This is a genomic window from Wansuia hejianensis (genome assembly GCF_014337215.1).
GTDB lineage: Bacteria > Bacillota > Clostridia > Lachnospirales > Lachnospiraceae > Scatomonas > Scatomonas hejianensis.
The window spans coordinates 1,817,738-1,831,019 of record NZ_CP060635.1; the positions used below are offsets into that span (position 1 = coordinate 1,817,738).

The 13,282-nt window shown below is 45.3% G+C and carries 14 protein-coding genes; 2 read left to right on the plus strand and 12 right to left on the minus strand.

The annotated features are described in order from the left end of the window. Positions 1–10 precede the first annotated feature (10 nt). Complete coding sequence (locus H9Q79_RS08300; protein WP_249329614.1) at positions 11–577, minus strand: major tail protein; 567 nt, start codon at positions 575–577, stop codon at positions 11–13. Between the two features lie 3 nt (positions 578–580). Next, entirely contained in the window at positions 581–916 is a 336-nt protein-coding gene (locus H9Q79_RS08305) for a phage tail protein (RefSeq protein ID WP_118648676.1), read from the minus strand. Positions 917–1,229: 313 nt separating this feature from the next. Here H9Q79_RS08305 and H9Q79_RS08310 point away from each other — a divergent pair, with 313 nt between their 5' ends. After that, the gene (locus H9Q79_RS08310) at positions 1,230–1,613 is read left to right on the plus strand and encodes a helix-turn-helix domain-containing protein (protein ID WP_118648680.1); all 384 of its coding nucleotides are present in this window, start codon (positions 1,230–1,232) and stop codon (positions 1,611–1,613) included. Continuing rightward, on the plus strand, positions 1,597–2,007 hold the full coding sequence (locus H9Q79_RS08315; RefSeq protein WP_249329615.1) for a hypothetical protein: 411 nt from the start codon (positions 1,597–1,599) through the stop codon (positions 2,005–2,007). Before H9Q79_RS08310 ends, H9Q79_RS08315 begins: the two co-directional genes overlap by 17 nt. Positions 2,008–2,057: 50 nt before the next feature. Here the strand turns inward: H9Q79_RS08315 and H9Q79_RS08320 are convergent, their stop codons facing one another. The 10 genes from H9Q79_RS08320 to H9Q79_RS08365 form a co-directional block, all read right to left on the minus strand. Further along, positions 2,058–2,975 carry a glycosyltransferase family 2 protein gene (locus H9Q79_RS08320; protein WP_118648682.1) on the minus strand — a complete coding sequence of 306 codons (918 nt, stop codon included), beginning with the start codon at positions 2,973–2,975 and terminating at the stop codon, positions 2,058–2,060. Positions 2,976–3,070: 95 nt separating this feature from the next. Continuing rightward, entirely contained in the window at positions 3,071–4,330 is a 1,260-nt protein-coding gene (locus H9Q79_RS08325) for an LCP family protein (RefSeq protein WP_249329616.1), read from the minus strand. A 217-nt stretch (positions 4,331–4,547) separates the two neighbouring features. Continuing rightward, complete coding sequence (locus tag H9Q79_RS08330; protein ID WP_249329617.1) at positions 4,548–5,819, minus strand: LCP family protein; 1,272 nt, start codon at positions 5,817–5,819, stop codon at positions 4,548–4,550. Between the two features lie 34 nt (positions 5,820–5,853). Next, positions 5,854–7,257, minus strand: coding sequence for an undecaprenyl-phosphate glucose phosphotransferase (locus tag H9Q79_RS08335; protein WP_118643255.1), 1,404 nt, complete (start codon positions 7,255–7,257; stop codon positions 5,854–5,856). Between the two features lie 340 nt (positions 7,258–7,597). Next, the gene (locus H9Q79_RS08340; protein WP_118643253.1) at positions 7,598–8,563 is read right to left on the minus strand and encodes a glycosyltransferase family 2 protein; all 966 of its coding nucleotides are present in this window, start codon (positions 8,561–8,563) and stop codon (positions 7,598–7,600) included. Between the two features lie 13 nt (positions 8,564–8,576). Next, positions 8,577–10,391 carry a glycosyltransferase family 2 protein gene (locus H9Q79_RS08345; RefSeq protein WP_118643251.1) on the minus strand — a complete coding sequence of 605 codons (1,815 nt, stop codon included), beginning with the start codon at positions 10,389–10,391 and terminating at the stop codon, positions 8,577–8,579. A 21-nt stretch (positions 10,392–10,412) separates the two neighbouring features. Continuing rightward, the gene (rffA, locus tag H9Q79_RS08350) at positions 10,413–11,549 is read right to left on the minus strand and encodes a dTDP-4-amino-4,6-dideoxygalactose transaminase (protein WP_249329704.1); all 1,137 of its coding nucleotides are present in this window, start codon (positions 11,547–11,549) and stop codon (positions 10,413–10,415) included. Further along, complete coding sequence (locus H9Q79_RS08355) at positions 11,542–12,507, minus strand: glycosyltransferase family 2 protein (RefSeq protein ID WP_118643249.1); 966 nt, start codon at positions 12,505–12,507, stop codon at positions 11,542–11,544. Before H9Q79_RS08355 ends, rffA begins: the two co-directional genes overlap by 8 nt. A gap of 13 nt (positions 12,508–12,520) precedes the next feature. Further along, on the minus strand, positions 12,521–12,877 hold the full coding sequence (locus tag H9Q79_RS08360) for an EamA family transporter (protein WP_118643248.1): 357 nt from the start codon (positions 12,875–12,877) through the stop codon (positions 12,521–12,523). Continuing rightward, on the minus strand, positions 12,870–13,235 hold the full coding sequence (locus H9Q79_RS08365; protein ID WP_118643246.1) for a DMT family transporter: 366 nt from the start codon (positions 13,233–13,235) through the stop codon (positions 12,870–12,872). The genes H9Q79_RS08360 and H9Q79_RS08365 overlap by 8 nt, the downstream gene beginning before the upstream one ends. Positions 13,236–13,282 lie beyond the last annotated feature (47 nt).

Sequence of the window (13,282 nt, forward strand, 5' to 3'; positions counted from 1 at the left end):
CTCTTTCTATCTATTTATTTTTACTGATTCCTGCCATGGTATTCAGCCATGCAATTGCTTCTTCCTCAGTACCATGAATACATTTAACCATCCAGTCATATCCATTAACCGGAAGTGCTCTGCCCTCCAGGGATGGTGTGTCGTATTCAATGGAGTCGCCTCCCGTCTCATGGCTCTGAGATTTCTCCATAAATTTTACTTTATACAGCCAAAACGCTATATATTTTAAAGTTCCATTAACTTTTTCCCTGCATATTGCACCAAAGCCCACATAAGCTCCTGTATCATTGCATCTGTAAGATACTGTGTTTTCACCAGCACCTACAATATGTCCAAACATGAGCTTGTTTGTTTCAGCTGGCAATGCAGAAACATCCAAGTTTACATCAGCATAGGCAATTTCCTGGTCATATCCTTTATCATTCATTCCCTGATATACAGATATATCTTCATACACAGGCCTGATTTCCATTTTAATGGCTTGCCCTAATCTGAAACCGCCTGTATATGCAATATTTCCTTTTCCGCTTTCTATAAGCTGTGCAACTGTTGGCTTTGTCAATCCCATATAAGCCATTTCTCATTCCTCCTCTTCAATATTGCATGTAAAAATCATATGGCGGTAAACTTTATCCTCCGTCATTTGGAACGTAATTTGAGGTAGGGTAAAGCCTTGAGCATATATTGCTCTGCGGACACGGTTCTTTAATTCTATAAATTCTTCCTGTAAAGGAAGGTAGAGATGAACCTGTACACTGACAACAATTTCCGCCGGCTCATTATCACTGTATAGATCCCCATAATCACTGACATAATTATAAGTAAACCAGTGGTCACTTTCTCCAACATATACATCCTGCGCATACGGATATCCAAATGGCTGTATAGCGGTAATGATTTTTTCAAATGTGGTCATTTTATCTCCTCTCTCTGGTTAACCGTTTCCCAGGCTTTACCAGGTAATAATTTATTACCGCCTTCCTGCAGGTAAATACTGTATTCCGGAATACATGAACTGGCGGCTTTATGCCCCGTTTACCTTCAAATAATTCTTGCAGCCATTTCAGAAATGTGTTATTCTTATTACAGATAAGCATTTCCGAAGCATGTATGTTTTATATATCGGTTTTCCGGTGCATGTTTATACTATACTACGCTTTTCCAATGCTGTCAATAATTATATCGGATTTTCTTAGTATATTTTTATAATTATGAAAGGTGACCAAATTATGTATGAGATTTTTGAACTACTTTTACAGAGATTTGGCGTGTCCGCCTATAAAGTATCAAAAGAAACAGGAGTTACCCAATCAACATTGAGTGATTGGAAACGCGGACGCAGCACTCCTAAATCAGATAACATGAAAAAAATTGCCGATTACTTTGGAGTATCCGTAGACTATTTAATGACAGGCAGGGAGGATGCTGATAAAGATCGCTACTACCTAAATGACGAGACAGCATCCATTGCTCAGGAGATATTTGAGAACAAAGAGCTTCGTATGTTATTTGACGTATCCCGAGATGCTGATCCAGAAGATCTGAAAGCCTTACACAATATGGCCCTTGCATTAAAAAGAAAAGAGCGTGGTAATTATGACGACGGATGTTAATGTGGTTTTAATTAATTTTCCTGCAAAAGGCAACGAAATGGTGGTTCCTAATGAAGATGGAAGTTACACTATTCTCATTAACGCCCGACTGTCAGAAGAAGGCCGCATGCTAGCTTACCAACACGCCATGCGTCATATAGCAGCAGATGACTTTCAAAAAGAGGAAATTCAGACAATAGAGGCTCAGGCTCACGAATTGTTAGATTCCGCAAAAGTGCAGAAAATACCTTCACAGGAATATGAGATAATTATAAAAAAAATTCAGCAGCGCCGCAAGAAAATCAAAAAGGCCATGGCACAAGCTGAAGAGAAAATTAAATTCATACAAAAATATGGTCAGGATCAATTTTTTGAACGTGCTGAAGAATATTACCTTTATGGAGACAATTTGTAAATCAGAGCCTGAAAAAGCGGTTGCGTTGAAATACGCAACCGCTTTATTTTCTACTTCCAAAAATCCCGATTCATTGTACACTTCCGCACCATCCACCCTGGCAGCTTATCATACCTTTTCCCCAGAAAATACCCTGCATACTTACAGGCACTTTTCCATACCAGCGGAAAAAGCAACCACGGTCTACCCATCTTGCAGGCGTATGCAGCAGTCTGTTTCACCAAACGAATACCCTCGCCCTCGGACGAATACCGTAAGAACAACTCCGAATGCCTGGCTTGAGATACCCCCAGATCGAAATTTCGGTGGAACTGCTGTCTGCCACTGTAGTTATGAGAGTGAATCACCTTTGCATCAGCGGCATAGGCAACCCCATAGCCAGCCTCGATCAGGCGTCCGGTAAAAATCATATCCTCATTAAAAATCGCAGGACGCGGAAATCCGCCCAGTTCATTGTAAATAACACGGTCATAGGCCGCACATACATCGGAACAGAAAAAGGTTTTAATACCTAGTTCCGAAAGATCTGCCTTCGTCTTCACCCGGCTTTTTTCCGGATAATTAAATTGTCTTGTATAACATTCTAAAAATTCACAGTCCTCTCTGGGAAGCTGCCGGGCATAAGAAGCTTTTACGCCAGCCTGTGTAAATGGTTCCATCAACCGGCTGATCAGCCAATCGTCTGCCGGTAAGGCGTCCTGAGTCATAAATACTAAAATATCCGCCAAAGACTGCTGAGCCATCCAATGCCGTGTGCCGCCGTGATCAAATTCTTCCTTCCGGATATGCACCACCTCACATCCGGGATATTCCTGCTCCCAGCCAGTATTCCAAAACTTTTCTTCCGTGTTCACAATCAACACTCTCCGAATCGGATAAACCTGTTTAGCCAGGCGCCGGAGTAGTTCTTGAAACTCCGGGCCTGGCCGATAGGCTGGTATCAATATATCTACATTATAATTTTCCATGATTTCTCAATACCCAACTAATTTTGTATAATCTCCTGTGGCGCAGACGAATGCAGCGTACAGACGACAAATTAGGTCATCCCACAAATGCATGTTTAATAATTATAATCACTGCCGCTGGCTTCCGCATCCGCCTGGTCCTGCAGCTCCTGTGTCCATTTTGGGATCTCCGCACCATCATCCATCCCCAGCGCCGTATCTATATCTTCTTCTCCATAACCACTGTCAATGACAATCTGATAGCTATATTCCTGCACAACCGATGAAGGAGAATATTCTTCATTCGGAAACAGGAACTGATGCAGACGCGTGACGTTATATTCTAAGGTTACCGGAATCACACAGTCGCTCCCGGTAATACTTCCGTCATCCGGCATGTGTGCAAACGGAAAACCGTCCTGATTCTCTTCCGGCATGGAGTATGTGAGCAGCGGCTGGATCATAGAAACAATTTTTGAATTGTCCAAATTAGTCGTTACCAGAGGCAGCACCGCGTTCATCACTGCATCCAGGGTTCCCAGATCAACTGTCTTCGCCTTTTCCATGATCTTCGACAGCACCAGCCTCTGACGGCTGGCACGGCGGAAATCATTGCCGGCCGTATAACGGATCCTTGCATAGGAAACTGCCTGACTTCCATTCAAATGGAAGGTTCTTGTCATTGCCCCATCGAATTCATCTGCCGGAGGAACCTCGATCTCTTCATATTCCATATTGCAGGCTTCGGACGTCTCCACATTATAATCATTGAGATGGATCAGCTCTTCCCTGGTCATATCGATGTCCAGCCCGCCCAGCAACTCAATTGTCGTACAAAGAGCCGAAAAATCTACGGTTACATATTCGGTAATATTCAAATCCAGATTCAGGTTGACCATGGAAAGGAACTGTTCAGGTCCGCCCAGGTTATAGGCCGCGTTGGCCTTTGTGTAATAATTTGAATTGCCATAATAATCATCACCTACATTCAAATAGGTATCACGATACAGCGAAACCAGTTTAATACTTTTTTCATTGTGATTGATGCAGGCAATGATCATTGTATCGCTGTTTCTTCCGTCCAATTCATCCCGGGTATCCAATCCTACAAGTGCGATTACATCAATTCCCGTAAGGGCAGATGTTGTATCCTGCGGCTGCCCGTCTGCCTTATCGCCAGCCGCTGCCCCGCCGTTTACGCCATCCGCCGTGAACAGACGGTCTTTATCCAGATCCTGATGATTCACCAGCGAAAATTTGTGTGCTGCCCAGATAGACACAAACAGCACAAGTGACAACAACAATAATACGACAATTTCAACTGCAAACAGGATTTTTTTTCTTCTGTGTCTTTTTTGTTTTCTTCTGTTCGTCATTCAAATATTCCCCTATTTATACTCCTTTTCAGGTATATATTTTATGCAAGGTTTCACAATTTTTTTCTTTCCCACTCTCACATAATACTATATCTCACGGAAAAGAGCAACAAATTTCTGTTTACAGCGCCTGCAAAGGCCGTCGCTCACTGGGTTTTCATAAACATTCAGCCGGGACAGAGCAGCCCATGTGCGCCTGTCCCGGCTGATGTACCGGTTAATATTCACCTTCATATCCGGAAGCGTAAGCCTCAGCATCTGCCTGATCCTGCAATTCCTGCGTCCACTGTGGGATTTCACCCCCATCATCGATTCCCAATGCCATTTCAACAGATTCTTCTCCATAGCCACACTCCGCTATAATCTGCTCACTGTACTCCAATACAGTCGCGGACGGAGTGTATGCAGCATCCGGAAAGAAAAACTGATGCAAATGTATTGCATTGTATTCCAGTGTAACCGGCAGAACGCAATCCTCTCCTGTCAGGCTTCCATCGTCCTCCATATGTGCAAATGGGAATCCAGTCTGATCCGTAATAGTATAAGACAGCAGAGGCTGAATCATGGATACGATCTTATTATTATCCATATTAGTCGTTATCTGATGGAGGACGGTATTTAAAACAGCATCCAGTGTCCCCAGATCCGCACTTTTCGCTTTTTCCATGATCTTTTCCAAAACCAGCCTCTGCCTGGCCGTTCTCCGGAAATCATTCCCGGCCGTCTTTCTGATTCTGGCATAAGATACTGCCTGGCTTCCATTCAAATGAAACGTCCTGGTCATCGCTCCGTCAAATTCATCGGCGGAAGGCAGCTCCAATTCAGCATATTCCATTTCACAGGCCGATGAGGTCTCCACATTATAATTATTCAGATGAATAACCTCTTCCCGGGTCATATCAATGTCCAGCCCACCGAGCAGCTCGATTGTGTCTGCCAGCGCCTTAAACTCCACCGTCATGAATTCCGTAATATTCAGGTCAAAATTCAGGTTTATCATCGAAAGCATCTGCTCCGGCCCGCCAAAATTGTAGGCAGCATTGGCTTTCGTATAATAATCAGGTTCACCATAATAACTGTCTCCGACGTTCAGATAAGTATCACGGTACAGAGACGCCAGCTTGATCGTTTTATCATTGTGATTAATACAGGCAATAATCATGGTATCACTGTTCTGCCCCTCTAATTCATCCCGCGTATCAAGCCCTACTAAAGCAATCACATCAACGCCCGTCAGTGAGGACACCGGATTCTGCTGACCCCCATCCGCATCGCCTGCCGCCACAGAACCGCTGTTGACCTTATCAGACGTAAGCAGTCTGTCTTCGTCCAATTCCTGATGATTAATCAGAGAGAATTTGTGCGCTGCCCAGACAGCTACAACCAGTACCAGGGACAGCAGCAGCAGTACAATAATCTCAACTGCAAACAGAATCCTTTTTCTTCTGATTTTCTTTTTTCTTCTGTGTGCCCTCTGTCTATCAGTCATTCGTCTATTCCCATTCCTTTAACGTTACTTTCTGTCAGTATGCATTCTTGTTCACAAACCCGCGAAAAACGGTCAAAAACAATATTTTCACATCCAGCCCCACAGACCAGTTCTCAATATAATACAGATCATGGTCAATCCGCTTCCGGATAGATGTATCCCCTCTATATCCATTTACCTGCGCCCATCCGGTCATTCCCGGCCGTACCTGATGCTTTACCATATATCTGGGAATTTCTTCACGGAACTTTTCCACGAAAAACGGACGTTCCGGCCTCGGTCCTACCAGGCTCATGTCACCTTTCAAAACGTTAAAAAGCTGCGGAAGCTCATCGATGCTTGTTTTCCGCATGAATTTCCCAAATCCTGTAACCCTCGGATCATTTTTCACCGTCCAGGCTTTTTTCTCTTCGTCAGGCTTCTGGACCTCCATGGAGCGGAATTTATACATCTCAAAGCTTCTGTTATGCAATCCCACCCGGGTCTGCCTGTAAATCAACGGCCCTGGTGAAGTGACCTTGATGCCGATCACAGCCAGCAGCATCACCGGAGAAAAAAGGATAATACACAGCAGCGATCCCACAATATCCATCACTCGCTTGATCATAGCATTAAAGGTATTGCTCAGAGGGACGTAACGGATATTAATAACTGGCAGCCCCATCAGATCCTCCGTATAGGGTTTCGTAGGTATGATGTTATGATAGTCCGGAATAAATTTTGTATGCACGCCTGACTTCTCACACAGCGCGACAATTTCTTCCAGACGGTAATACTCATTCAGGCCCAGGGTTATTGCGATTTCATCCAGCTTGTTCTCAGGCAGAATGACCATCAGATTCCCGATCCGGCCAAGTACCTTGATTCCCCGGTAGGTGGTTCCGGCTGTCACATGGTCGTCCAGAATTCCCCGGATCGTATATCCCCATTCAGGAAATGCCAGAATCCTGTCAATGTACTCTTCCGTCGCACGGCTGTATCCCACCAGCAAAATATGCTTCTGATTAAACCCGCGGCGCCTGATTTTTCTCAGGGCATAGCGGATAATATTGCGGACAATGACCTCCAGTACAACATTCAGCCCGTAAAAGATAAACAGCATGCTCCGGGCGAAATGTTCCTGTTTAATCATATAAAGTGTAAGAATAATGATCAGCAGCCCCACCGTATTGGCCTTTAATAGATTGGCAAGCTCCAGCCGCCGCCCCTGAACTCGCTTCGGCGTATACAGATTAAATCCATAATAAAGAAGCAGATAGCCTGGAACAATCAGTACCAGCGCCATCATATAATACTCAAACGGCAGCGACCGGACCGGAATTCCAAACAAGTTCGTCCGGAATCTCAGCAGCCATGCCACCACATAAGAAAAGATGGTCACAACGGCATCGATCACAACATGCATCCGGTTAAAATACTTTTGATTATCCTTAATCACAGTAAATCACCTGTTTCCCTTTCCCATTCCCAAACCTTACGGAACAGCATAAGCTGTTCCCCCGCCCGGCCAGGGCACACATTGCAAGGTGCCCGGGGTATATCCTGCAGAACAGCTCATACCGTTCCTCCGCCCCGCCAAGGGGGCATACATCGCAGGATACTCTGAAGTATAATAATACTATACATTTTAAAACAGTGCAAGCGGTTCCCAGCCCCGCCAGGGGCTTGTGTTACGGGATACGGAGTATATTCCGCAAAACAGCGTAAGCCGTATGTCCGGCCTGCAGACAAGGGGACCGGAACGGTTTACGTTGTCTTATCATTGATACTTATAAACTTTAATAAAACCTCCGAAATAAATTTGCCCACAGTTCAATCTGTATCCTGCAATAATTGCCAAAATTCTTCCATCGGAACCTCACTTTTTTTCCGTGATTTTCTTTTTTATAGCTGATAGAAAAACCGTTTTTTATGCCAGCGAGATATTCCCTGCCATAGCCCTTCATCGCAAAAAACAACGTTTTAATACCAAAACCCACAGCCAGCAAAGGCAGATTCAAAATCCACTGAAACAATGGCATATTTTTGTGAATCAGATAAACATTATTCCTCGAAGAGTATCGGATCTTAAATTCATTGTAACGCGATCCGCTGGTGCCGCTGCCCACATGGTACACCTTAGCTTCTGGCAGATACCAGTTCTCATAACCGGCAATCCGCGCCCGATAACCCAAATCGAGATCCTCTAGATAAGCAAAATGCTCCTCATCCAGCAGCCCCGTCTGATTCAGATATTCCATCCGGTATATGGCCGCGCCTGCGCAGGCTGCAAATATCCTGTCCGGTTTGCCATACTTCGATATATCCTTCCCTTTTCCCCTTGCAAACGCCCAGCCAAACGCGCTGTAAAAATTCCCGGCATCGTCCACCTTGGTCCGATCCTGTGCCTGAATCATCTTTGACGCGCAGGAAAAAGCTGTGGGGCGCTCTTTTATGCCCTTCAGCAGCTGCTCCACAAAATCCGGGAATACTTCTGTATCGTTATTCAGCAGGATCACATATGGCGTCTCTGAAACCCTGATTCCTTCATTGACAGCACGGCAAAAACCGTAATTCTCCGGCAGATCGATCAGCTTTACCCAGGAATATTTGTTACGCACTAAATCCACACTACCGTCTGCAGAGCCGTTGTCCACCAATATCACAGAAAAGCCCTGGAAGGTCTGCCCCTTCAGGGCATCCAGGCAGGTTTCCAGATATGGTACGCCATTATAATTTGGTATAATCACAGAGACTTCCTGCATCTGTCTGTACTCCTTATCTGGCCCGCAGAGAATAATTCCATTTGCTGAGAGTCAGGTTTTCATTATAGTAAGGATCGCCCTTTTTCAAAAGGCTGATCCAGCGAGTCCTCATAAATTCGATCTCTCCCTGAAAGCGGCGGACTTTTTCTTTGCTGTCCTCTGCCCCCCTGGATTTTGACTCATAATGAAGCATTTCCACATGGGGATTGTAGACTACCAGATAGCCGGCTTCTACCGTCCTCAGACATAGATCCACATCATTAAAGGCAACGGAAAGCTTTTCTTCAAAGCCCCCCAGCTGTTCAAATAACGGCCGTTTCATCATCATACAGGCAGCGGTCACCGCGCTGTAATCCATCTGAATGGAGGCCTTGTGGAGATAGCCGCTGCGGCTGCCGGGCATGTTCAGGAAGGCATGGCCCGCCACACCGCCTAGACCCACAATAATCCCAGCGTGCTGTATGGTATGATCCGGATAATAAAGCTTACTCCCCACAATTCCCACTTCTTCCCGCTGGCAGTTGCCCAGCAGTTCTTCAATCCATTCCGGAGTCACAACCTCTATATCATTATTCAGGAAAAGCAGATAATCGCCCTTCGCCTCTTTCACTGCGAAATTATTGATCGCAGAAAAATTGAAACCTTTCTTCCAGTACAGCACCCGGACATTTTCTCTCTTTTCTATCTGTCTGTAATACTCAAAGGTTTCATCCTTTTCACTGTTATTCTCTGCAATAATGATTTCATAATTCAAATAAGTGGATTTTTCCCAGATTGAATCCAGGCATTGGGCCAGCGTTTCCTTCTGATCCTTATTCGGTATGATGATCGAAACCAGAGGGCTGCCTTTCACCGAATAATGTACGTCATAAAATCCGTAATCCTTTGTATGGGAAACCGTGCCTTCTGTATGCGTCCGCGCCAGATTGCCCTCTATAGCCCTTTTCCCCGCCTCGTAAGCGTATAGCTTGCTGTTCGGATTGTCTGCCGTAGAAGCCTTATGAGTCCGCCAGTGATAGAGAATCCGCGGTACATGGGCTATGTGCTCTGCCAGCTCACTGCATCTGAAGATAAAATCATAATCCTGGGCGCCGTCGAATTCCTTGCGGAAACCGCCCGCCTTTTCAACCAGGCTCTTTTTTACCACGAGAAAATGGCAGATGTAATTGTTGGAACGCAGAAGATCCAGATTAAAATCAGGCTTCAGATGCGGCTGATAATGCTCGCTCAGATCCTCTGTCACCTTATCCTCATCCGTATAGATGAAATCCGCTTTTTCCTCCTGTATCCTGAGTGCGATCTCATACAGCGCGTCAGGAGCCAGAAGGTCGTCATGATCCAGAAGGCCGATAAACGAACCTCGGGCCATGGCAAAAGCAGCATTGGTATTTTCTGCAATTCCCAGGTTTTTTTCCAGGTTCTGAAACCGGATTCTTTCATCCATTTCGCTGTATTCCTTCAGAACCGCAGCCATTTTCTGGTCTTCGGGACTGGCATTTGCCATGCACAGTTCCCAGTTGGGATACGTCTGCCCGATCAGCGCTTCCAGCAGCTGGCGCAGAAAAACCTCCGGCGTATGATAGGCCGGGACGGCTATGCTGATCAGCGGGGGCTGCAGCCATTTATGTTTTCTTTGTTTTTCAAGAATTTCCTCTGATGCTTTATGCTGCATGTACCAGGGGCCATAGGGCACCTCTTCCGGCTCCATCCTCTCTTGAAGGCGGCTGATGAAATCCTTCAGTCCATAGTGTTTCAGGTATCTCAGGCCTTTCAGGATCGTATATGGTTTTAATTTTTTCACAAAACGCAGCAGCGTATTTTGTGCCATGACGATTCTCCTTTAAACTCACTATAGTCTGAAATCCGGAAATTCCCGAATAGATGCAACCACATATGCGGCTTCTTCCAAAGTCAGGGAATAATACATGGGCAGCCGCATCAGGCGCTCACTCTCCTTCGTCGTGTAAATATCATCACCGTGAAACCGTCCGAACTTCTTGCCGGCCTTAGAGGAATGCAGCGGTATGTAGTGAAAGACACTGCAGATCTGCCGTTCCCGTAAAAAGGCGATCAGACGGGTTCTGGTTTCTAAATCTTTTACCTTGATATAATACATATGTGCATTGTGAACCGCGTACTCCGGCACCTCAGGGCGCACAATATACCCTGCTTCTGCCAGCGGCTTTAAATTGTCATGATAATAATTCCAGATGTCCATTCGTTTATGATCAATCTCAGCGCAAGCCTCCAGCTGGGCACAGAGATATGCGGCATTCAGCTCGCTGGGCAGATAGGAAGATCCGAAATCCACCCAGGTATATTTATCCACCTGGCCGCGGAAAAACTTACTTCTGTCAGTCCCCTTTTCCCGGAGGACTTCTGCCTTTTCCAGGTATTTATCTTCCTGAAACAGAAGAGCACCGCCCTCGCCCATGGTATAATTCTTGGTCTCATGGAAACTGAAGCAGCCAAAATCACCGAGTGTTCCCAGAGCTTTCCCCTTATAATAGGCGTGGACCCCCTGGGCGGCATCTTCAATGACTTTCAATCCATACCGTTCAGCAATATTCAGAATTGTGTCCATCTCACAGGACACGCCTGCGTAATGTACCGGAACTATAGCCCTTGTCTTGTCTGTAATGGCGTCCTCGATCAGACGTTCATCTATATTCATGGTTTCCGGATGCACATCTACAAACACAATCCTTGCCCCTCGAAGGACAAATGCATCGGCAGTAGAGACAAATGTATAGGATGGCATAATCACCTCGTCTCCGGGCTGAATATCTGCCAGATATGACGCCATTTCCAACGCATGTGTACAGGAGGTAGTCAGCAGGCTATATTTCGTATGAAGCTCCTGCTCCATCCAGGCGGAACATTTTTTAGTAAAAGCTCCATCGCCGCAGATTTTATTTTCCCGCACTGCCTCTTCAATATATTCCAGCTCTTTGCCCACATACGGCGGTCTGTTAAAATCAATCATCATTCTTTCCTTCTATCTTCTGTTCCTTTTCGCTGCTATTTACGTTCAATGTTTCCCGAATTACGTATTGCGGTGTTTTATTACTGGTCAATATCAGCTTTCCGACATATTCTCCCATAATGCCCAGCATCAGGAACACAATGCCAAATAAAATTAACAAAGCACACATTAACGAAGACCACCCGACGGCCACGGCAGGATTCATCAATTTATGGATCAGCACTACCAGCGCCGCCACAAAACCTGCCATTGAAAAGATTACGCCAAAGAAAGTTGCCAGCCGCAGAGGAATAATCGAATAGTTCATGAAAGACATGAACAGCTTCAACCCTTTCTTGAACGTGTAATTAGATTTTCCAACTTCCCGTTCATAGTGCTCGATATCAATGTTAGCCATATTGTGCGTCGTCCGGAAAAACAGAAGCTGTATAAATGCGTTGCAGCCTTCATATTCTTTTACCCGGTCGATCACATACCGTTTTGCCAGCCAAAAGCTGCTCATCTGTATTCCCTTGGGACGTTCCAGCAGATGCCACAGCAGAAAACGGCTGACCGCCCCCGTCAGATTTTTAAACGCAGAAAATTTTCTTTCTTTAAAGACCCCAAACACAACATCATAGCCTTCTTTTTCTTTCTCCAGGAACTGCCGGATCTGAGACGGATGGTTCTGCATGTCGTCATCCATGCCTATCACCAGCTCACCGCTGACATATTGAAGGCCAGCCATAATCGCCGCGTGCTGTCCAAAATTTTTAGAGAGGTTCAGGCCGATTACATTGGGATATTTCTCAGTCATTCTTTTGATCGTCTCGAATGTGCCATCCGGCGAGTAATCATTCACCAGAATCATCTCACATTCATAACCGTCCATTTTATCAAATTCTTCCATGCACAGATCCACCACCTGCCCGATGGTATGTTCCGAATTATAGCACGGAATCACGATAGAAACTAACATGTATATTCTCCTTTTATCCTGCAATATTTACGGAATAGATAAAAATACCCAGCAATATAAGGGACAGTCCCGCCAATTTCCTGCGGCTGAACCGTTCCTTCAGCAAAAAATAGCCCATCACTGAAACATAAATATAGCTGGTGGACTCCAGAATCGGCTGTAATGACAGCGGTACAACCTTAAGAGCCAGCATCGTCAGAACAGTGGATACGAAAAACAATCCATAGGCAAAAATCACCAGCGGATTCAAATATTCTTTCAGTCTCGATTCATAAGATCGATTGGCCGCTTTTTTCAGCAGGATCTGGGAAACCGCCGATATAAGCACTGAAATCAACAGAACGCAGACAGAAACAGCAAATTTACTCATCAGAAGTCACCACCAGGCAAATTCCCACGAATATCACGCCCGCACCCAGAATCATATTCCAGGTAATCCTTTCCTGAAAAATAAGGCTTCCCCACAGCATCCCCCAGATCAGTCCCACCGGCTTGTTGGCATAAGCGACTGTCAGCGGCATCCTCTTCAGTATCTGCTGCCATACGATGGCATATCCGAACATAATGACCAGAACCGTACCATACCACAGAAAAAAGGGCAGGGAAAGAAACGGCTGGTTGGCTGCCATTTTTGAACAGACTCCGCTCAATGAAGAAAACAGCAGGCTGACATGAAGCAGGATTAATATGGGAACTGAAATTCTGTTAACTTTCTTGGGCTTATTCATAACATTCTCTCACAATTTTATTTATAATTCAACCGTTTTGTTCTCCG